Genomic DNA, 20,563 nt, shown 5'->3' with positions numbered 1-20,563 from the left:
GTTCCGGTACACCAGCAGGACGATCGCGAGCCCGAGGCCGACCTCGGCCGCCGCGATGACGATCACGAACAGGGTCAGCACCTGCCCGGTGGCGAACCGGTCGGCGAGCCAGCTGTCGAAGGTCACGAGGTTGACGTTGACCGCGTTGAGCATCAGCTCGACCGACATCAGCACCAGGATCGCGTTGCGCCTGGCGAGCACGCCGTACACGCCGACGGAGAACAGCAGCGCGGCGAGCACGACCGGGTAGCCGAGGTGCATCAGCCGGCCCCGCCGTCGGCAGGGCCGGTGCGCGAGTCCGGGCGCGGGCCGATGTCACCGCGGGACAGCACGATCGCGCCGATCAGCGCGGCCAGCAGCACCACGGACAACGCCTCGAACGGCAGCACCCAGTACCGGAACACGGCCGCGCCGACGGTCTGCGCGCCGCCGGCCGGCGCACCGCCGAGATCCACGTAGGCGGTGCCGAAGCCGGACACCACCACGGTGCCGAGCGTGGCCGCGGTGCCGAGCGCGACCACGAGCGCCGCCGGCCGGTTCCCGCTGTCCACATCGGACGTCTCGCCGATCGGCGCCTTGGTGAGCATGATCCCGAACAGCAGCAGCACGATGACCGCGCCGGCGTAGATCAGCACCTGCACCCAGGCCACCAGCTCGGCGGTGAGCAGCAGGAAGCAGCCCGCCAGCGCGGCGAAGGACAGCACCAGCCACAGCGCCGCGTGCACGAGCGCCTTCGTGGTCACCACCAGCACCGCGGCACCCAGCGCCACCGCGCCGAGCGGCACGAACGCGAGCTCCAGGCCGGTCACTGCCGGCCACCGGCCTCGTCGACGCGCAGCGCGTCGACGATCTCCTTCGCCCGCCCGGCGCCGGGGTCGGCAGCCGGCGGCGGGGGCACCGTCCACATCCACTCCCGCAGGACGTCCCGCTCGTGGGTGAGCTCGGCGATCTGGTACTCCGCGTACTCGAACTCGGGGGTCCAGAACAACGCGTCGAACGGGCACACCTCGATGCAGATCCCGCAGTACATGCACAGCGAGAAGTCGATCGCGAAGCGCTCCAGCACGTTGCGGCTGCGCTCGCGGCCACCCTCCACCTCGGCCGGGAGCGTCTCCTTGCTCGACTCGATGTAGATGCACCAGTCCGGGCACTCCCGCGCGCACAACATGCACGAGGTGCAGTTCTCCTCCAGCAACGCGATCACCCCGCGGCTGCGCGGCGCCAGCTCGGGCCGCACCTCCGGGTACTGGCGGGTGACCGAGCGGCGCGTCATCGTCCGCAGCGTCACCAGCAGGCCCTTGAGGACCCCGAGACCGTTCACGCGGTCACCACCTTCACCACGCCGGTCAACGCCAGCTGCGCCAGCGTCACCGGGACAAGCACCTGCCAGGCCAGCCGTTGCAGCTGGTCGGCCCGCAGCCGGGGGTTGCTCACCCGCACCCAGATCACCACGAACGCGAGCAGGAAGACCTTCCCCAGCATCCACAGTGGACCGAGCGTGGCGTCGGCGAAGGGCCCGCGCCAGCCGCCGAGGAACAGCACCGCGCCGAGCGCGCACACCACGACGATGCCGGCGTACTCGGCGAGCAGGAACAGCGCGAACCGGATGCCGGTGTACTCGGTGTAGGGCCCGAGGACGATCTCGGAGTCGGCCACCGGCATGTCGAACGGCGGCCGGGCCAGCTCGGCGAGGCCCGCGACCAGGAACACCGCGGCGGCCGGCGCCTGCCAGAGCAGCCACCACGGCTGCCAGGCGGTCACGATGCCGGTCAGCGACAGGGTGCCCGCGGCCATCGCGACCGAGGCGGCGGCGAGCACCAGCGGCAGCTCGTAGGCCATCAGCTGCGCGGCCGTCCGCAGCCCGCCGAGCAAGGCGTACTTGTTGCCGCTCGCCCAGCCGGCCATGATCGAGCCGAGCACGGACAGGCTCATCACCGCGAGCGCGAAGAACAGCCCGAGGTCCAGGTCGACGGCCACCAGGCCGGGCCCGACCGGGATCACCAGCAGCACGAGCAGGTACGGCAGCAGCGCGACCGCCGGCGCGATGGAGAACACCGACCGGTCCGCCGCGCTCGGGACCACGTGCTCCTTCTGCACGAACTTCACGCCGTCCGCGAGGAGCTGCGCCCAGCCGTGGAACCCGCCCGCGTGCATCGGGCCGAGCCGGGCCTGCATGTGCGCCATGGCCTTGTGCTCCAGCTGTCCCACGAGCAGCGGCAGCAGCAGGAACGCGACGACCACGATGCCCAGCCGCAGCACGACGTCCAGCAGGCCGGCCACGGTCACGGCTCGACCGGCTTCGCCGACGGGCCCCACCTGTCGGGGTCGGGCACGCCGGGCGGCAGGTTGCGCCGGCGCCGCGGGGCGAGCTCGCGCAGCGACTGCCCCGGGTTCACCTCGCCGGGCCACTGCTTGGCCACCCGCGAGGCCAGCACGAACTCCTTGCGCAGCGGGGTGCCGACGAAGCCGTCCGGCAGCAGCAGCGGCAGCGGGTTCGGGTGGCCGTCGAACGTCACGCCGAACATCTCCGCGGTCTCCCGCTCGTGCCAGTTCGCTCCCTTGTAGACGGTCGTGGCGGTCGGCAGGTGCTGGTGGCCACGCGCCAGCCTGGTGCGCAGCAGCAGCCGGTGCCGGCCGCGCGGGGAGTACACATGCGACACCACGTCGACCCCCGGCGGTTCGGTGTCCGGCTCGTCCACGGCGGAGAGCCAGTCGAAGAACGCGCAGCCGAGGGTGTCGCGGGCGAAGGTGAGCACGTCGATCCAGTCGTCCGGCTGGCAGGTCACGCACAGCTCGCCGCGGGTGAGCTCGGTGGTCACCGACACGCCGAACGTTCCCTCGACCGCGGTGACCAGCTCGTCAGGAGTCATCCCGGCCAGCCAGGTCCTCGGCCGCGATCTTGTCCTGCAGCCGCATGATCCCGTGCAGCAACGCCTCCGGCCGCGGCGGGCAGCCCGGCACGTACACGTCGACCGGCACGAGCTGGTCGACGCCCTTGGTGACGCAGTAGGAGTCCCAGTACGGGCCGCCGCAGTCGGCGCAGGCGCCGAAGGAGATCACGTACTTGGGCTCGGGCATCTGCTCGTAGAGCCGCAGCACGGCGGGCGCCATCTTGTCGGTGACCGTGCCGGACACCACCATCAGGTCGGCCTGCCGGGGGCTCGGGGCGAACGGGATGACGCCGAGCCGCATGAAGTCGTGCCGGCTCATCGACGCCGCGATGAACTCGATCGCGCAGCACGCGAGCCCGAAGTTGAACACCCACAACGAATACCTGCGACCCCAGTTCAGCACGAACCGCATCGGCTTCGGCACGTCGAGGCCCGGTCCGACGCGTGGCGCCGGCAGGTCGATCACACCCACGAGAGCACTCCCTTGCGCCAGGCGTAGAGGATTCCGGCGGCGACGAAACCGAGGAACACGAACATCTCCACGAGCGTGGCGAGGCCGAAGCCCGGCGCGGCGAAGACGGTCGCCCAGGGGAACAGGAAGACGGCGTCGACCGCGAAGATCACGTAGAGGAAGGTGAAGACGTAATAGCGCACATAGGACTGCGCCCAGCCGCCGCCGACCGGGTCCACCCCGCACTCGTAGCTGGAGAGCTTGCGCGGGTTGGGCCGGTGTGGCCGGAGGAGCCGGTTCACCCCGACCGCACCGGCGAAGATCACCACGCCGACCGCCAGCAGCACACCGAACAGTGCGTACGACCCGAAATAGCCGTCCACCGGCGACACCTCCGTCCCGGCGCACCGGGTCCTTGAAGGAAATGGTGTGCCTACGATGATGAAGGCTCAATTCCTCAGTCGTCCATCAAGAATTGCCGCACGACCGGCAACCGAACACTTGACTGTCGACCTGCCCCCTGGGCTACCTCCGCCGGGGGAAGACATTCCGCGCCCAGCGGTTAGCGTCGGGGTGAGCCCGCCAGAAAGGCGACCCCGATGACTGTTGGCACGCAACGGATCCTCGCGCTGACCGAGCCGGTGGCCACCGTCTCGGACTACGTGTCGCTCGGCGGCGGCGAGGGCCTTTCCGCCGCCGAGCGACGCGGCCCGGACGGGGTGATCGCGACGATCGCGGCGGCCGGCCTGCGTGGTCGCGGCGGTGCCGGTTTCCCCACCGCGACCAAGTGGGCGGCCGTGCGTGCGGCGGCCTGCCCCACCACCTACGTCGTGGCCAACGCCGCCGAGGGCGAGCCCGGCACGTTCAAGGACCGCTTCCTGATCCGCCGGAACCCTTACCAGCTCCTGGAAGGGCTCGCGATCGCCGCGTTCGCGGTCGGCGCGAGCCGCGCGTTCGTGGTGATCAAGCGGCGGTTCGAGCGGGAGATCGAGAAGCTCCTGGTCGCGCTCGCCGAGCTGCGTTCCGCGAACCTGCTGGGGTCGGTGCCCATCCAGCTGGTCCTCGGGCCGGACGAGTACCTGTTCGGTGAGGAGAAGGCGGCGATCGAGGTCATCGAGTGCGGCGCCCCGCTGCCGAGGATCTTTCCGCCGTACCAGATCGGGCCGTTCGCCCGGCGGGACTCGCGCAACCCCACGGTGATGAACAACGTGGAGACGCTCGCGCACGTGCCCGAGATCCTGCGCCGCGGCATCGCGTGGTTCCGCTCGTCGGGGACCGCCAGCTCGCCGGGCAGCACGGTGTTCACGATCTCCGGCGACGTGCGCCGGCCCGGCGTGCACGAGCTGCCGCTCGGCCTGCCGCTGCGGGTGCTCGTCGACGTCGCGGCCGGCGGGGTGGCCGGGGGCCGCCGGGTCAAGGCCGTGTTCCCCGGCGCGTCCGGCGGCCTGCTCACCGGCGCGCAGCTGGACACCCCGCTGGACTTCGACTCGATGGCCGCCGCCGGCACCAGCCTCGGCTCCGCGGGACTCGTGGTCTACGACGACTCGGCGTGCATCGTCGCGGCGACGCTGGCCTTCTCCCGGTTCCTGGCGATCGAGTCGTGCGCCCAGTGCCCGGCGTGCAAGCAGGGCACCCGCTCGATCACCGAGTGCCTGGCCCGCATCGAGGCCGGCGACGGCACCGAGAAGGACCTCGGCACGATCGTGGCCAAGTGCGAGACGGTCACCGGCGGCCGGCGCTGCGCGTTGCCCACCGGCGAGGCCGCGCTCGTGCGCAGCGCGCTGTCCCGGTTCGACGAGGAGTTCCGCGCGCACCTCGGCCGGCCGTGCCCGCTCCCCCGCGACCTGCCGGTGCCGAAGATGACCGACTACGACGAGACGACCGGGCGGTTCGCCTACGACGACCGCTACCGGTTGAAGCAACCGGACTGGAGCTTCCGTGAAGGTCGGTGACCTCGTCGGCGCCGAGATCGTGTCGGTCGAGCCGGCCGACTCGCTGCGCACCGCCGCCGAGGTGATGGTCCACGCGGGGGTGGGCTCCGCGGTGGTGCTCACCGGCGGCGTCCTGTCCGGCATCCTCACCGAGCGGGACCTGCTCAAGGCCGTCGCCGAGGCGAGCGACCTCGACCACACGCCGGCCGCGGCGCTGATGACCCGCGAGGTGGTCACCGTCGAGCCGGACTGGGAGATCTACGAGGCGGCGGCGGAGATGGCCGCGCACCGGATCCGGCACCTGGTGGTCACCGAGGACGGCCGGGTCACCGGCGTGGTGTCGGTGCGCGACGTGCTCCTCGCCGGGCAGCGGATCGCGCTGGCCGGCGGCGAGTGGGCGGTGCTGCGCGACCCGCTGACGTTCTCGATCCGGGAGCGCCGCAAGCTGCAACGGTGCCTGCTCGGCGCCCGCGGCACCCCGGACGCCGAGCAGGACCTCGGCGACCTGCTCGGCCTGCTGCTCGGCAGCTGGTCGTTGCGGCTGCCGCTGCCCCCGGACGCGGCCACCCTCAAGGCACTGTCCACGCAGGACAGAGCCGCGCTGCGCGAGGCGGTGCTGGCCGAGTTGCCAGAACTGCAGCGCGCGGTGCACCCGTCACCGGGGTGGCGGCGCCGGTGAGGGTCCGACCTCGCTAGTCCGCCTCCCCGGGATTTAAAGTGTGCGTTGCGTTCCGGCTGGTCCGCCTCCCCGGGATTAAAAGTGTGCGTTGCGTCCCGGCGAATGGTGCGGGTATCGAGGTGGATGGTGGCTGGGTGCCGTCACGGTCCCCTGAGGTTCCGGTGGTCGGCGCAGGACTAGTCCGCCTCCCCGGGATTACAAGTGTGCGTTGCGTCCCGGCGGATGGTGCGGGTATCGGGGTGGGTGGTGGTTGGGTGTCGTCACGGTCCCCTGAGGTTCCGGTGGTCGGCGCGCATGACTTCACACGATGATCTACGAGACAGGTCGGGCCGGTGGGCTGCCGAGTGCGTGCTGCTCCGGCTGACACCCACCGGCGAGCACCTCGACAGTTGAGCGATCACTTGACCGTCGGGCCCCGATACTTGATGGACAACGCGAACCGCCTGAGCCACGCTGAAGTCCGCGGACGCGAGGAGGACCAAGTGTCGGACCGTTGGCACGCCGGAGTCATTCCCTACGCGGAGATGGGCTACTGGCAGCCGGACTACGAGCCCAGGCCCACCGACATCCTGGCCGCGTTCCGGATCACGCCGCAGGACGGCGTGCCGCCGGAGGAGGCGGGTGCGGCGGTGGCCGGCGAGTCCTCCACCGCGACGTGGACCGTCGTGTGGACCGACCGGCTCACGGCCTACGACCACTACCAGGCCAAGTGCTACCGGGTGGACGCCGTGCCGAACGCGCCCGGCCAGTTCATCGCGCTGATCGCCTACGACCTCGACCTGTTCGAGGAGGGCTCGATCGCCAACCTCACGTCCTCGATCATCGGCAACGTGTTCGGGTTCAAGGCGCTGAAGGCGTTGCGGCTGGAGGACATGCGCATCCCGGCGCACTACGTCAAGACGTTCCAGGGCCCGCCGCACGGCATCGTGATGGAGCGGGAGTACCTCAACAAGTACGGCCGGCCGCTGCTCGGCGCGACGACCAAGCCCAAGCTCGGCCTGTCCGCCCGCAACTACGGCCGGGTGGTCTACGAGGCGTTGCGCGGCGGGCTGGACTTCACCAAGGACGACGAGAACATCAACTCCCAGCCGTTCATGCGCTGGCGCGACCGCTTCCTGTTCTGCATGGAGGCGGTCAACCGCGCGCAGGCGGCGACCGGCGAGATCAAGGGCCACTACCTCAACGTCACCGGCGCCACCATGGAGGACATGTACGAGCGGGCCGAGCTCGCGAAGGACATCGGCAGCGTCATCATCATGATCGACCTCACCATCGGCTACACGGCGATCCAGTCGATGGGCAACTGGGCCAGGGCCAACGGCCTGCTGCTGCACCTGCACCGCGCCGGCCACAGCACCTACACCCGGCAGAAGAACCACGGCGTCAACTTCCGGGTGATCGCCAAGTGGATGCGCCTGGCCGGGGTCGACCACATTCACGCGGGCACGGTCGTCGGCAAGCTCGAGGGCGACCCCAACGCGGTCGCCGGCTACTACGACACGCTGCGCCTCGACCACGTCGACGCCGACCCGGTGAAGGGCCTGTACTTCGACCAGGACTGGTGCTCGCTGCCCGGCGTCATGCCAGTGGCCTCCGGCGGGATCCACGCCGGGCAGACCCACCAGCTGCTCCACTACCTCGGCGAGGACGTCGTCCTCCAGTTCGGCGGCGGCACCATCGGCCACCCCATGGGGATCAGCGCCGGCGCCACCGCGAACCGGGTCGCGGTCGAGGCGATGATCAAGGCGCGCAACGAGGGCCGGGACTTCCGCACCGAGGGCGAGGACATCCTCAAGGCCGCCGCGCAGCGCTGCCGCGAGCTCGACGTCGCGCTCGCCACGTGGGGCGACATCACGTTCGACTACACGTCCACGGACACCCCCGACGTCGTGGTCACGCCGACCCCGGGCTGAGGAGCGAGAGCATGCGGATCACCCAGGGCACCTTCTCCTACCTGCCGGACCTGACCGACGAGGAGATCACCGCGCAGCTCGCCTACGCGCTCGCGAACGGCTGGCCGCTGTCGGTGGAGTTCACCGACGACCCGCACCCGCGCAACTCCTACTGGGAGATGTGGGGCCTGCCGATGTTCGACCTCGCCGACCCCGCCGGGGTGATGCTCGAGGTCGACGCCTGCCGCACCGCGTACCCGCGCAGCTATGTCAAGGTCAACGCCTACGACGCCCGGCTCGGCCGGCAGACCACCGCGCTGTCGTTCCTCGTGCAGCGCCCGGACCCTGAGCCGGGCTTCCGGCTGGACCGCCAGGAGGCCAGCGATCGCCGAATTCGCTACACCACGCATTCCTATGCGGTGGAGCGGCCGCCAGGAGACCGATACCCCGGCGCCTGAGCCGCTTCCCGCCGACGCGGTCGTCGACCTCGCGGCGGAGCGCAAGCTGTCCGGTGTGGACGATCTGTTGTCCGATGTGGACCGCGAGCTGGTCGGCCTCGCGCCGGTCAAGGAACGCATCCGCGAGCTCGCCGCGCTGCTGCTGGTGGACCGCGTGCGCGCCCGGTTCGGCATCGACACCCAGCGGCCGAACCTGCACCTGTGCTTCACCGGCAGCCCGGGCACCGGCAAGACCACCGTCGCGGTCCGCATCGCCGACCTGCTGGCCAGGCTCGGCTACCTGCGGCGCGGGCACCTGGTCGCGGTCGGCCGCGACGACCTCGTCGGCCAGTACGTGGGGCACACCGCGCCCAAGACGAAGGAGGTCGTCAAGCGCGCGATGGGCGGCGTGCTGTTCATCGACGAGGCGTACTACCTCTACCGCGCGGACAACGAGCGCGACTACGGCCAGGAGTCCATCGAGATCCTGCTGCAGGTGATGGAGAACAACCGCGACGACCTGGTCGTGATCCTCGCCGGGTACGCGGACAAGATGGACGAGTTCTTCCGCTCCAACCCCGGGATGAGCTCGCGGATCGCACACCACGTCGACTTCCCCGACTTCACCGTGGACGAGCTGGACGAGATCGGCCGGCTGATGGTCGCCGAGCTCGGCTACACCTTCTCCCCGGCCGCCCTGCCGGTGCTGCGCGGCTACCTCGACCGCCGGATGCGCCGGCCGCGCTTCGCCAACGCGCGCAGCGTCCGCAACGCGGTCGAGCGGGCCCGGCTGCGCCAGGCCCGCCGGCTCGTGGCCGGGACGCGCGAGGTCGGCAGGGCCGAGCTGACCACCCTGGAGCCCGCGGACCTGCTGGCCAGCCGCGTGTTCCGGGAGGAGGATCCTGGGCAGTGACCACCAACGCCAGGCTCCGGGCCTTCGTCGAGGTCGCCGAGACCGGGTCGGTCCGGGCGGCGGCCGAGCGGCTCTACATCACCGAGTCGGCGGTCTCCGCGGCGATCACCTCGCTGGTCAAGGACGTCGGTGTGGCGCTGCTGGAACGCAACGGCCGCGGCGTGCGGCTCACCCCGGCCGGCGAGCGCTACGCCGACTACGCCCGGACCATCCTGGGGCTGCACGAGCAGGCCGAGGCCGCCGCGCGCGACCAGGTTCGCCCCGGCGAGGGCCTGATCCGGATCGCGGCGGTGACCACCGCGGGCGAGCACGTGTTGCCGGACCTGCTCACGTCGTTCCGCGCCACGCACGCACGCAGCCAGCTGCGCCTGCAGGTCGCGCCGCGCGACGCGGTGTGGCCGATGCTCAGCCACCACGAGGTCGACCTGGTCGTGGCCGGCCGGCCGCCGGAAGGCACCCGGGGGCGGGTCCGCGCGGTCCGGTCGAACACGCTGGTCGTGGTCGGCCGGCCGGCGCTGGCCGCCGACTTCAACCCGGGCGGGGCCACCTGGCTGATGCGGGAGCAGGGCTCCGGCGTGCGGGCCACGTGCCTGGCCGTGCTCGGCACCCTGGACGTCGAGCCGGCCCAGCTCGCGCTCGGCTCGCACGGCGCGGTCGTCGCGGGCGCGGTCGCCGGGCTCGGCGTCACGCTGGTGGCCCGCGAGGCGGTCGCCGAGAAGCTCGCCGCGGGCCAGCTCGTGGAGCTGCCGGTGCCGGGCACCCCGCTGGACAGGCCCTGGCACGTCGTGACCCACCGCAGCACCACCGCGAGCACCGAGCTGCTGGTCGCGCACCTGCTCACCGACCACCGCTGGGCTCTGCCCGCGGGCTGATCAGCACCCGGTCGCGGCCCCGCCGAGCGGCACCGCGACCTGCACCGACGTGCCCGAGCCGGGGCGGGACCGGATCCGCAGGCTGCCGCCGATCAGCTCGGCCCGCTCGGCCATCCCGACGAGCCCGTAGCCCTGCGCCTGGCCGGGGCCGGTGTCGAACCCGACGCCGTCGTCGCGGATCTCCAGCCGGCCGGTGCCGTCCTCGACGCCGAACGTGAGCCGCGTGGACGTGGCGCCCGCGTGCTTCTGGACGTTCTGCAGCGCCTCCTGCGCGATCCGGTACAGCGCCACCTCGATGTGCTCGGGCAGCCGGTGGTCGGCGAGATCCAGGACCATCTCCAGGTCCGGGGTCGTGCGCGCGAGGCTCGCGAGCCCGCCGGCGAGCCCGAGGTCGTCGAGCACGGGTGGGCGCAGGCCGCCGATCGCCGCGCGTGCCTCGTCCAGCGTGAGGTCGGCGAGCTGCCGCGCGAGGACGATCTGCGCCGCCGCGTAGCCCGGGTCGTCGGTGACCGTGCGGTCCGCGGCGTCCAGGTGGTAGCCCAGGCTGACCAACCGCTGGGAGATGCCGTCGTGGATGTCGCCGGCCAGCCGCCGCCGCTCGGCCTCCTGCGCCGCGACGACCTGCTCGACGAACCGCTCGTGCGCGCGTTCCCGGCCGGCGAGCTGGCGGTGCAGCCGCGCCTGGTGGACCGCGCCGGCCACCAGCCGGCCGATCATCGTGAGCAGCCGCACGTCCCGCTCGGTGAACTGGCGGCGCAGCCGGGTGTGCACGTTGAGCACGCCGACCAGCCCGGCCAGGTCGCTCTCCATCGGCACCGACGCCATCGACGTGAACTCCGAGCCGCGCAGCGCGGGGATCGGCTGGTAGCGCGGGTCGGCCTCCTTGTGCTCCACGATGACCGCGGGCGTGCGGTGGCTCGCGACCCAGCCGGTGACCCCGGTGCCCAGCGGCAGCCGCACCTGCCCGGCGACGTCGAACGGTGGGGTCGCGCCGGCCAGCGTGAGCGAGCGGCCGGCGTCGTCGAGGACGTGCACGAAGCAGGCGTCGGTCGTGGTGGCGTCGGCGATCAGCCGGGCCACCGCGGCGGCCACCGGCTCGACCCCGGGCCCCTCCGAGGTCGCCTGGATGATCGCGAGCAGCAGCGCGTTCTCCCGCTCCAGCTCGCCGGCGGCGATCATCGGTAGATCCCCTCGCGCAGCGCCACCGCCACCGCGCCGGCCCGGTCGGACACCTCGAGCTTGCGGTAGATCGAGCGCAGGTGGCTCTTGACCGTCTCCTCGCCGACGATCAGCCGTTGCGCGATGCCCCGGTTGGAGATGCCGGTGACCATCAGGGACAGGACCTCGCTCTCCCGGTGGGTGAGGCCGTGCCGGGCGCCGGGCCAGAACTCGCCCGCGGCCAGCCGCGCGGCGGTGTCCACCGCCCGGCCGGCGAGCGCGGAGTCGATGACCCGCTCGCCGTCGCGGACCCGCTCGAGCTGGCGGACCAGCTCCTCCCCGGTGATCTTCTTGAGCAGGTAGCCGACGGCGCCGGCGCGGACCGCCTGGAACAGGTACTGCTCGTCGTCGTACACGCTGAGCAGCACCACCCGCCGGCTCGGTTCGAGCTCCAGCAGCCGCCGGCACAGGTCGAGGCCGCTGGCGCTCTGCAGGCGTACGTCGCACAGCACGATGTCGGGGTTGAGGCCGCTCACCACCCGCACCGCGTCCTCCGCGCCGATCGCCTGGCCCACCACGCGAATCCGGCCGCGGAACGGGGTGAGCATCGACTTCAGACCCTGGAGGACCATCTCGTGGTCGTCGACCAGCACGACACGCACTGGCGTTTGCGCCATTCACCGAACGATACGGTGGTCAACACCCGATGTCAGCCGCCCGACCGGGGAAATCCCCTCGCCGATCCCCGGTCCGGGGGGCGTGCTCCGGCGGGCCGCGGCCTAGCGTCGCAACCATGCCGGACAAGGCAGTACGCATCGCCAGGGCCGCCGCGGACCAGCGTCCGCGCCGGCCAGTGCTGCTCGCCATCGCCGGCGACAGCGCGGCCGGCAAGACCACGCTCACCCGGGGGCTGGTGCAGGCACTCGGTCCGGAGCGCTGCGTCGCCGTGTGCGTGGACGACTACCACCGGTTCGACCGGCTGGAGCGCAGGGGAAAGCCGTTCACGGCGCTGCACCCGGACTGCAACCACGTCGAGATCATGGAACAGCACCTGCAGCTGCTGGCCACCGGGCAGCCGATCCTGAAGCCGGTGTACGACCACAGCACCGGCCAGCTCGCGCGGCCGGAGCTGGTGGAGCCCAACGACTTCATCATCGTCGAGGGGCTGCTTCCGTTGGTCAGCAAGCTGTCCCGGGCGTGCTTCGAGGTGGCGGTGTTCCTCAACCCGCCGGAGGACATCCGGCGGGGCTGGAAGGTGGCCAGGGACACGGCGAAGCGGGGTTACACGGCCGAGCAGGTGCACGCCGAGCTGGACAGGCGGGAGGCGGAGTCGGCGGCCCACATCCGGCCGCAGCAGCACCACGCGGACATCGTGGTGCGCTTCGCCCCCATCCCCGTCCGCGACGATCCACCTGGGACACCCCTGTCGGCGGAGCTGATGCTGCGCCCCACGATCCGGCATCCCGACCTGAACGCGGTACTCGTGCCGACCAACCACCGCGCGATCCACCTGAAGCTCGAACGGGACCCGGACGGCCGCCCGTGCGACACCCTGCACGTCCACGGCTACGTCCCGAACGAGGAGGCCCGCACCGTCCAGAAGGCGATCTGGTCTACTTTGGACCAGCCGGGCGAGCCGCCCCCCTGCCTGGGCCAGATCACCCCGACCCGCCGCAGCGAGCCGATGGCGATCACCCAGCTGCTACTGCTGTACCACCTGCTGAACGCGTCGACCTGACCGCACCCAGCGGCGTGGCGATCTCCTCGAGGGACCTGCCCTCCGCGTCGACGCCGAGGAACGCGGCGATCACGCCGCCCACCGCCATCACGGCCGCGCCGAGCAGGAAGCCGAGGAACAACGGGAAGCGCTGGGTGCCGGTGCCGATCAGCGCGCCGTAGACGAGCGGGCCCATGGCGCCGAAGCACTGCGCGATGGCGAAGAACACCGCGATCGCCTTCGCCCGGACCTCGATGGGGAAGATCTCGCTCACCGTCAGGTAGGCCGAGCTGGCACCGGCGGAGGCGAAGAAGAAGATGACGCACCAGGCGATGGTCTGGGTCACCGCGGTGAGCGCGCCCGCGTAGAACAGGACCGCGGTGACGGCCAGCAGGGCGCCGGACACGAGGTAGGTGCCGGAGATCATCCTGCGCCGGCCGACCGTGTCGAACAGGTGGCCGATCGTCAGCGGGCCGAGCAGGTTCCCCACCGCGAAGACGATCAGGTACAGCGGCGCGGACTGCGCGGAGACGCCGTAGAAGTTGCCGAGCACCAGGGTGTAGGTGAAGAAGATCGCGTTGTAGAGGAACGACTGGGTGATCATCAGCGACGCGCCGAGCACCGCGCGGCGGGGATAGCGCCGGAACAGGACCCTCGTCAGCGCGAGGTAGCCGATCTTGTCCGCGGGCCGCAGCACGATGGCCGCGTTCTCGTCGACCGGCGCGAGCGGGTGCCCCGCCGCCTCGACCGCGTGCTCGATCCGCGTGACGGTCGCCTCGGCCTCCGCGGCCCGGCCGTTCGTCACCTGCCACCGGGGGCTCTCCGGCAGGTTCCGCCGCACCAGCAGGATCACCAGCGCCAGCACGGGACCGATCAGGAAGCCGAGCCGCCAGCCGAGCGACAGGTTGATCACGTTGAGCAGGATGAACGTGCTGAGCGTGCCGATGATCGCGCCGGCCCAGTAGGTGCCGTTGACCGCGATGTCCACCCGGCCCCGGTAGCGCGCCGGGATCAGCTCGTCGATCGCGGAGTTGATGGCCGCGTACTCACCGCCGATGCCCATGCCCGCGACGAACCTGGTGGCGTACAGGAAGACCACCCACCCGGCGCCGCTGCCCAGCGTCAACGCGGTCAGGCCGCTGCCGCACAGGTACACCGCCAACGTGATCATGAACAGCTTGCGCCGGCCGAGCTTGTCCGACAGCCTGCCGAAGAACAGCGCGCCGACCACCTCGCCGGCGAGGTAGACGGTCGCGATCAGCCCGACGGCCGCCGCGGACAGGCCCAGCGTCTGGGACTTCGTCAGCGCCCCCGCCACCGCGCTCGCCACGGTGATCTCCAGGCCGTCGAGGATCCACGCCACGCCGAACGCGATCACCAGCCGGGTGTGGAACCTCGACCAGGGCAACCGGTCGATCCGCGCGGGAACCAGCGTGCGCACCACGCCACCGGGTGTGCCCGCCGTGGTCATGGTCTGCGTCATCGCCTGTCCCCTCGCTCGGCGTCGATCAGGGCTCCCCGGCCAGCATCGCGCGGCGCACCGGGTGGGGCATCGCCGCCAGCGGCAGTCCCCGGATTCCCGCTAGCGGCCAGTGCGGATGGACGCTCACCGTGACGACAGGGCCCGGACCGAGCGCGGATCGTGGCGGTGTGTACTGCCGATGACACGGAGGAACGATGACAACAAACACGACAACACGCACACTCGGCAGCCAGGGACTCGAGGTGTCCCCACTCGGGCTCGGCTGCATGGGCATGTCCGAGTTCTACGGCCACACCGATGACGACGAGGCCGTCGCGACGATCCACCGGGCGCTCGAGCTCGGCGTCACCTTCGTCGACACGGCCGACATGTACGGGCCGTTCACCAACGAGGAGCTCGTCGGGCGCGCGATCGCCGGCCGTCGCGACGAGGTCGTGCTGGCGACGAAGTTCGGCAACGTACGCGGCCCGAACGGCGAGCGGCTCGGCGTCCGGGGCGACGCCGACTACGTCCGCCAGGCCTGTGACGCGTCGCTGCGGCGGCTCGGCGTCGACCACGTCGACCTCTACTACCAGCACCGGGTCGACCGGAACACGCCGATCGAGGAGACCGTCGGCGCGATGGCCGAGCTGGTCGAGGCCGGCAAGGTCCGCTACCTCGGGCTCTCCGAGGCGTCGCCGGCGACGATCCGGCGCGCGCAGGCGGTCCACCCGATCTCCGCGCTGCAGACCGAATACTCGCTGTGGACCCGCGACCCGGAGGACGAGGTGCTGCCGACCGTGCGCGAGCTCGGCATCGGCTTCGTCGCCTACAGCCCGCTCGGGCGCGGGTTCCTCTCCGGTGCGATCCGGACGCCGGGGGACTTCGCCGAGGACGACTTCCGCCGGCACAACGCGCGCTTCCAGGGCGAGAACTTCCAGCGCAACCTCGACCTCGTCGACCAGGTCCGCGCGATCGCCGAGGAGAAGGGCGCCACCCCGGCACAGCTCGCGCTGGCCTGGCTGCTCAGTCGCGGCGGCGACATCGTCCCCATCCCGGGCACGAAGCGCCGCCGCTACCTCGAGGAGAACGCCGCCGCCGTCGAGGTCACGCTGACGGCCGAGGACCTGGCGCGGATCGAGGCGGCCTTCCCGAAGGGCGCCACCGCCGGCGAGCGTTACCCCGACATGTCCACCGTGGGCGGGTGAGCCGACAGCCCTGAGGCGCCGGGAAGCCGGCGCCTCAGGGCTGGCTGTGCCGAACCAGGTCGGCGATCGCGATCGCGAGGGCCGCCAGCATGATCCCCGAGGCACACAGCAGCGTGTCGGACACCGCCGCCGCGTAGTCGTGGGTGCGGCTGGTGAGCAGGTGGTAGTAGACCGTGACCAGGACCGCGGCGCCGATCGCCGCGCCGATCCGCTGGGCGGTCTGGAGCGCACCGCCGGCCGCGCCGGCCGTGGCCACGGGCACGTTCTGCAGGGTCAGCGTGATGTTCGGGGAGGTGACCATGCCGCCGCCGAGCCCGGCCACCAGCAGCGGCAGCGCCGTCACCCATACCGCCGTGGTCCCGCCGTCCCGCAGCAGCAGCGCGGTGACGGCCAGCCCCGTCGTGGTCGCGATCAGCCCGGCCACGGTCAGCCGGCGCCCGAACCGGGGCACCAGCCGGCCGGCGACCGCCGCCGATGCCGCGACGCCGAGCGCGAACGGGGTCACGGCCAGCCCGGAGCGCAGCGGCGAGTAGCCCAGCCCGTCCTGCATGTACAGCGCGAGCACGAGCCAGATGCCGGTGAACCCGACGAAGTAGACCAGCCCGATGGCCGAGCCGAACCCGAAGCCCGGGGTGCGGGCCAGCCGCGGGTCGAGCAGTGGCTGCCGGCCCCCGCGGGCCACCCGGACCTCCCACCGGACGAACGCGACCAGCAGCGCCACGGCCACGCCGAACAGCCACCACTCCCGGGTGAGGCCACCGGTCTCGGCGTTCACCAGGGGCAGGAGCAGGCTCAGGACACCGCCGCCGAGCAGCAGCGAGCCGACCAGGTCCAGGTGCGTGTCGCGGGCGCCGCGCGGGGTCGTCGGACGCGGCACCAGCCGGGCCGCGAGCACCAGGGCGACCAGGCCGATCGGCACGTTGACGTAGAACACCCAGCGCCAGGCGTCCGGCCCAGGGACCACGGCCATGATCAGGCCACCGACCACGGGGCCGGTCGCCGTGGCCAGCCCGACGGTCGCGCCGAGGACACCGAAGGCCTTGCCGCGGTCGGCCCCCGTGAACAGCTCCTGGATCAGTCCGGAGTTCTGCGGGATGAGCATGCCGCCCGCGACCCCCTGCAGCAGCCGGGCGGCGATCAGCAGTCCCATCGTCGGCGCCATCCCGGTCAGCGCGCTGGTCACCACGAACGCCGCCAGCCCGATGAGGAACATGGACCGCCGGCCGAGCGCGTCACCCAGCCGCCCGGCGGGTACCAGCGCCAACCCGAAGGCCAGCGCGTAGCCGGACACCACCCACTGCACGGTGCCCGCCGACGCACCCAGCCCACGCTGGATCGACGGCAGCGCCACGTTGACGATGCTGACGTCGAGCAGGGCCATGAACGCGGCGACCTGGCTGACCGCCAGCACGTGCCAGCGGTTGGGATGCTCCGGCGCCCGCCACGGCCGGACCGCCGCCCGCACCCGGCCCACCGTCGCCGTGCCGTCTCCGTACACGGCGCTCAACCCCTCACTACCGGATGGCCGTTGGTGCTGACGGGTGTCTGGCCGCCGAGGATCGCGTCGACGTCGGAGCCGTCGATGGTCTCGCGTTCCAGCAGCAGCTCGGTGAGGCGGTCCAGCGCGTCCCGGCGCTGGGTGAGCAGGGCGACGGCACGCTGCTCGGCATCGCGGAGCAGCGTGGCCACCTCCCGGTCGATCACCCGCTGGGTCGCCTCGGCGTACGGGCGGCTGGAGAGCTCCTCGCCGCCCAGGTACGTCGGGCCGGCGCTGCCGAGCCCGACCGGGCCCAGCACCGTGCTCATACCGAACTCGCGCACCATCCGGGTGGCCAGCGCGGTCGCGCCGGAGAGGTCGTTGGCCGCGCCCGTGGACGTCTCGCCGAACACGATCAGCTCGGCGGCGCGCCCGCCCATCCGGATGGCCAGCGAGTCCTTGAGGTAGCTCGCCGAGTGCAGCCGGCGCTCGTCGACCGGAAGCTGCTCGGTCACGCCGAGGGCCTGGCCGGCGGGCAGGATGGTCACCTTCGCGACCGGGTCACCGTGTTCGGACAGCACCGCCACCAGGGCGTGGCCGCTCTCGTGCACCGCGACCGCGAGCTTCTCCTCCGGCAGCAAGGCGTTGGAGCTGTCCCGGTGCCCGAGCAGGATCCGGTCCCGTGCCTCGGCGAAGTCCACCGCGGCGATCACCTCGCGGCTGCCACGGACCGCGAAGATGGCCGCCTCGTTGATCAGGTTGGCGAGGTCGGCGCCGGAGAACCCCGGCGTGCCGCGCGCCACGACGGTGAGGTCCACGTCCGCGCCGAGCGGCTTGCCCGCGCTGTGCACGGTGAGGATCGCCACGCGTTCACGCTGGGTCGGCAACGGGATCACCACCTGCCGGTCGAAGCGGCCGGGACGCAACAGCGCCGGGTCGAGGACCTCGGGGCGGTTGGTGGCCGCGATCACCACCACGCCGGTGGCCGGGTCGAACCCGTCGAGCTCGGCCAGCATCTGGTTCAGGGTCTGGTCGCGCTCGTCGTTGGCGACCAGCTGCCCCCCGCGGCGCCGGCCGATCGCGTCGATCTCGTCGATGAACACGATCGACGGCGCGCGCCGGCGGGCGTCGGCGAACAGGTCCCGCACCCGGGCCGCGCCGACCCCGACGAACATCTCCACGAAGCTCGACCCGGTCACCGAGATGAACGGCACCCGCGCCTCGCCGGCGACCGCCCGGGCCAGCAGGGTCTTGCCGGTTCCGGGCGGTCCGACCATCAGCACGCCCTTGGGCCCCACCGCACCCGCCCGCTCGTAGCGGTCCGGGTTGCGCAGGAAGTCGACCACCTCGGTGACCTCCCGCTTGGCGCCGTCGTAGCCGGCGACGTCGGCGAAGGTCGTCGTGGGCCGCTCGGTGTCGAACACCTTGCCCTTGGCCCGGCCGATCCCGCCGAGTCCCGAGAGCTGGCGGCGCGCGGAGCGGCCCATCCAGAGGAAAAGGCCGACCACGAGGATCAACGGCAGCAGGTTCAACAGCACCGTGCCGATCGAGGTCTGCGCCGCCTGGGTGGTGACCGCCACCTTGTGGGTGTCGAGCAGCTGGGCGAACTGCGGATCCTGGATCCCTGTGGGATAGCTGGAGGTGAAGCTCTTCCCGCTGGTGAGCGTGCCCGACATGTTGCCGTCCGGCCCGATCGCCACCGAACGCACCTGGTTGGCGGAGACATCGGTCTTCACCTGCGAGTAGCTCAGCTGCTCGGCGCCACTGCCCGAGGACCCGAGCGGCAGCAGGAACAGGCCCAGCGTGATGATCACTCCGGCGAGCAGCACCCAGTTCCGCCAGCGCGGCGGGGGTGGCGGCGCGGGCGCGGGTGGCCGGTTCGGCGGTGGGCCCGACTGTGCTGGGCCCGTTCGGTGCACACCAGCTGACCTGGTGATCATGGAGATCCTTCCGGTGGGCGCTCAGCCCGGGTACTGGCCGAGCGTGACCTCGACGGTCTGGGTGGTCCCGTTCGCGTGGGTGATCGCGACACTCGCGGTCTGCCCGGGCTTGAGGCCGGCGACGACGTCGGACAGCGTGGTCGGGTCGGGGGTGGCCGTGCCGTTGATCGCGGTGATCAGGTCCCCGGTCCTGATCCCGGCGCTCGCCGCGGGGCCGCCCGCCTGCACCTGGGTGACCAGCACCCCGCCGCTGGTGGTCGAGCCGACCTGCACGCCCAGGTAGCCGCGGTTGGTGTTGGTCACGGTGCCCTGGTCGATCAGCTGGGTGGCGATGTTCTTGACCATGTTGCTGGCGATCGCGAACCCGATGCCCGGTGCCGAGCCGCCGCCGAGCTGCGGGTCGGTGGCCGCCAGGGTCGGGATGCCGATGACCTGGCCCCGCAGGTCGACCAGCGCGCCGCCGGAGTTGCCCGGGTTGATCGCGGCGCTGGTCTGGATCACGTTGGGCAGCGTGACCCCGTTGTCCTCGTTGACCGTGCGACCGAGCGCGCTGACGATGCCCTCGGTCACGCTGCTCTGCAGCCCCAGCGGGTTGCCGATGGCCAGCGCGAGGTCACCGACCGAGAGGGTCCTGGAGTCCGCGAACGAGGCGGCCCGCAGCCCGGGCGCGGAGACGTGCAGCACGGCCAGGTCGTCGGGCGCGAAGCTGCCGACCAGCCGGGCGGGGTACTGCTTGCCGCTGGCCAGGGTCACCTGGAAGCTGTGGCTGCCCGAGACGACGTGGTTGTTGGTGACGATGTCACCCTTGGTGTCGAACACGATGCCCGACCCGAGCCCCTGGTCGGTGCTCACCAGCACCACCGAGGGACCGACCGTCTTGACCACCTGGACGAACTGCTGCTCGATCGACGGCGCCGACTGCGCCGGCTGCGCGACGGGGGTGGAGGTGGCCGCCGTGCCGGAGACCGTGGCCCCGCCGGCGGTGCATCCGGCCGCGAGGAGCAGCGCCACCGCGGCGACACCGCCCAGCGCCGGCCCGCGACCGCTCCACCGGTGACCACCGATGCTGTGCTTGATCATCGCTTCTCGCCTTTCCATGCCCCAAAAAGGTTCACTTCAAGGCTCGCCCCCAAGCGACGACGAGTCGACGTGGCCAGCGACCATCTGCCCTACCGGCCAGCGGGAATCCCGCACTACCTGCTGGTATCAGGCGCGCTGTCCCGTGTGGACCTCAGGCGCCCACGTCGCGGGTGAGGAGATCCTCTTCGGCCTCCCTGCGGACCAGCAGGCGGGGCTTTCCCGCGCCTACCGCGACCAGCGGGGGGCGGCAGACCAGGTTGTAGTTGTTGGCCAGGGGTAGGTGGTAGGCGCCGGTGCAGGGGATGGCCAGGAGATCGCCGGCGTGGACGTCGGCCGGGAGCGGGACGTCGGTGGCGAGGAGGTCGCCGGCCTCGCAGTGGCGGCCGGCGATGGTGACCTCGCGTGGCGGGGCGGTGGCCGGGCGGCCGACGAGCCGGGCGGTGTAGCGGGCGCCG

At 71.9% G+C, this 20,563-nt stretch carries 21 protein-coding genes and 1 pseudogene; 8 read left to right on the top strand and 14 right to left on the bottom strand.

Going from position 1 to position 20,563, the window contains the following annotated elements:
- The 7 genes from nuoK to VGD70_RS15090 all read right to left on the bottom strand — a co-directional run.
- Positions 1–261: NADH-quinone oxidoreductase subunit NuoK (gene nuoK / locus VGD70_RS15120; RefSeq protein WP_331082080.1), on the bottom strand; the 261-nt coding region annotated here is incomplete at its 3' end.
- Complete coding sequence (locus VGD70_RS15115; RefSeq protein WP_331082079.1) at positions 261–809, bottom strand: NADH-quinone oxidoreductase subunit J; 549 nt, start codon at positions 807–809, stop codon at positions 261–263. The genes nuoK and VGD70_RS15115, both read right to left, overlap by 1 nt.
- On the bottom strand, positions 806–1,321 hold the full coding sequence (locus VGD70_RS15110; protein WP_331082078.1) for an NADH-quinone oxidoreductase subunit I: 516 nt from the start codon (positions 1,319–1,321) through the stop codon (positions 806–808). Before VGD70_RS15110 ends, VGD70_RS15115 begins: the two co-directional genes overlap by 4 nt.
- On the bottom strand, positions 1,318–2,286 hold the full coding sequence (locus VGD70_RS15105) for a complex I subunit 1 family protein (protein ID WP_331082077.1): 969 nt from the start codon (positions 2,284–2,286) through the stop codon (positions 1,318–1,320). Before VGD70_RS15105 ends, VGD70_RS15110 begins: the two co-directional genes overlap by 4 nt.
- On the bottom strand, positions 2,283–2,870 hold the full coding sequence (locus VGD70_RS15100; RefSeq protein ID WP_331082076.1) for an NADH-quinone oxidoreductase subunit C: 588 nt from the start codon (positions 2,868–2,870) through the stop codon (positions 2,283–2,285). Before VGD70_RS15100 ends, VGD70_RS15105 begins: the two co-directional genes overlap by 4 nt.
- Complete coding sequence (locus VGD70_RS15095; RefSeq protein WP_349257500.1) at positions 2,860–3,315, bottom strand: NADH-quinone oxidoreductase subunit B family protein; 456 nt, start codon at positions 3,313–3,315, stop codon at positions 2,860–2,862. The genes VGD70_RS15100 and VGD70_RS15095 overlap by 11 nt, the downstream gene beginning before the upstream one ends.
- Positions 3,316–3,353: 38 nt before the next feature.
- Positions 3,354–3,725 carry an NADH-quinone oxidoreductase subunit A gene (locus VGD70_RS15090; RefSeq protein ID WP_331082074.1) on the bottom strand — a complete coding sequence of 124 codons (372 nt, stop codon included), beginning with the start codon at positions 3,723–3,725 and terminating at the stop codon, positions 3,354–3,356.
- A gap of 216 nt (positions 3,726–3,941) precedes the next feature.
- Here VGD70_RS15090 and VGD70_RS15085 point away from each other — a divergent pair, with 216 nt between their 5' ends.
- The 6 genes from VGD70_RS15085 to VGD70_RS15060 all read left to right on the top strand — a co-directional run bounded on the left by VGD70_RS15085 (position 3,942) and on the right by VGD70_RS15060 (position 10,066).
- Positions 3,942–5,294, top strand: a complete 1,353-nt coding sequence (locus VGD70_RS15085; RefSeq protein ID WP_331082073.1) for an NADH-ubiquinone oxidoreductase-F iron-sulfur binding region domain-containing protein — start codon at positions 3,942–3,944, stop codon at positions 5,292–5,294.
- Positions 5,281–5,952, top strand: coding sequence for a cyclic nucleotide-binding/CBS domain-containing protein (locus VGD70_RS15080; protein WP_331082072.1), 672 nt, complete (start codon positions 5,281–5,283; stop codon positions 5,950–5,952). The genes VGD70_RS15085 and VGD70_RS15080 overlap by 14 nt, the downstream gene beginning before the upstream one ends.
- A 482-nt stretch (positions 5,953–6,434) precedes the next feature.
- The gene (locus VGD70_RS15075; RefSeq protein ID WP_331082071.1) at positions 6,435–7,865 is read left to right on the top strand and encodes a form I ribulose bisphosphate carboxylase large subunit; all 1,431 of its coding nucleotides are present in this window, start codon (positions 6,435–6,437) and stop codon (positions 7,863–7,865) included.
- Positions 7,866–7,876: 11 nt separating this feature from the next.
- Positions 7,877–8,302, top strand: coding sequence for a ribulose bisphosphate carboxylase small subunit (locus VGD70_RS15070; RefSeq protein ID WP_331082070.1), 426 nt, complete (start codon positions 7,877–7,879; stop codon positions 8,300–8,302).
- The gene (gene cbbX / locus VGD70_RS15065; RefSeq protein ID WP_331082069.1) at positions 8,259–9,194 is read left to right on the top strand and encodes a CbbX protein; all 936 of its coding nucleotides are present in this window, start codon (positions 8,259–8,261) and stop codon (positions 9,192–9,194) included. Before VGD70_RS15070 ends, cbbX begins: the two co-directional genes overlap by 44 nt.
- Positions 9,191–10,066 (top strand): LysR family transcriptional regulator, encoded by an 876-nt coding sequence (locus VGD70_RS15060; protein WP_331082068.1) that lies wholly within the window; start codon positions 9,191–9,193, stop codon positions 10,064–10,066. The genes cbbX and VGD70_RS15060 overlap by 4 nt, the downstream gene beginning before the upstream one ends.
- Here the strand turns inward: VGD70_RS15060 and VGD70_RS15055 are convergent, their stop codons facing one another.
- Together VGD70_RS15055 and VGD70_RS15050 are read right to left on the bottom strand one after the other, a co-directional pair.
- Positions 10,067–11,245: a GAF domain-containing sensor histidine kinase gene (locus VGD70_RS15055; RefSeq protein ID WP_331082067.1), complete on the bottom strand. Its 1,179-nt coding sequence runs from the start codon at positions 11,243–11,245 to the stop codon at positions 10,067–10,069.
- On the bottom strand, positions 11,242–11,901 hold the full coding sequence (locus tag VGD70_RS15050; protein WP_331082066.1) for a response regulator transcription factor: 660 nt from the start codon (positions 11,899–11,901) through the stop codon (positions 11,242–11,244). Before VGD70_RS15050 ends, VGD70_RS15055 begins: the two co-directional genes overlap by 4 nt.
- Positions 11,902–12,017: 116 nt before the next feature.
- Between VGD70_RS15050 and VGD70_RS15045 the strand changes: the two genes are divergently transcribed.
- Entirely contained in the window at positions 12,018–12,962 is a 945-nt protein-coding gene (locus tag VGD70_RS15045; RefSeq protein WP_331082065.1) for a phosphoribulokinase, read from the top strand.
- Here the strand turns inward: VGD70_RS15045 and VGD70_RS15040 are convergent.
- The gene (locus VGD70_RS15040; RefSeq protein WP_331082064.1) at positions 12,916–14,424 is read right to left on the bottom strand and encodes an MFS transporter; all 1,509 of its coding nucleotides are present in this window, start codon (positions 14,422–14,424) and stop codon (positions 12,916–12,918) included. The genes VGD70_RS15045 and VGD70_RS15040 overlap by 47 nt on opposite strands.
- 194 nt (positions 14,425–14,618) lie before the next feature.
- Between VGD70_RS15040 and VGD70_RS15035 the strand changes: the two genes are divergently transcribed.
- A complete protein-coding gene (locus VGD70_RS15035) occupies positions 14,619–15,611 on the top strand; it encodes an aldo/keto reductase (protein ID WP_331082063.1) in 993 nt (330 codons plus the stop codon).
- 34 nt (positions 15,612–15,645) lie between these two features.
- Here VGD70_RS15035 and VGD70_RS15030 read toward each other — a convergent pair whose 3' ends face one another.
- The 4 genes and pseudogenes from VGD70_RS15030 to VGD70_RS15015 all read right to left on the bottom strand — a co-directional run.
- Positions 15,646–16,992: an MFS transporter gene (locus VGD70_RS15030; protein WP_331082081.1), complete on the bottom strand. Its 1,347-nt coding sequence runs from the start codon at positions 16,990–16,992 to the stop codon at positions 15,646–15,648.
- 122 nt (positions 16,993–17,114) lie between these two features.
- Positions 17,115–18,917, bottom strand: a complete 1,803-nt coding sequence (ftsH, locus tag VGD70_RS15025; RefSeq protein WP_331082062.1) for an ATP-dependent zinc metalloprotease FtsH — start codon at positions 18,915–18,917, stop codon at positions 17,115–17,117.
- A gap of 132 nt (positions 18,918–19,049) precedes the next feature.
- A complete protein-coding gene (locus VGD70_RS15020; RefSeq protein WP_331082061.1) occupies positions 19,050–20,108 on the bottom strand; it encodes a S1C family serine protease in 1,059 nt (352 codons plus the stop codon).
- A gap of 151 nt (positions 20,109–20,259) precedes the next feature.
- Positions 20,260–20,563: pseudogene (locus tag VGD70_RS15015) on the bottom strand (diaminopimelate decarboxylase); the annotation flags it as partial.

The organism is Actinophytocola sp. (assembly GCF_036402745.1).
Lineage (GTDB): Bacteria > Actinomycetota > Actinomycetes > Mycobacteriales > Pseudonocardiaceae > Actinophytocola.
The sequence above is the reverse complement of the archived record's forward strand: the minus strand, read 5'-3'. Positions and strand labels throughout refer to the sequence as shown.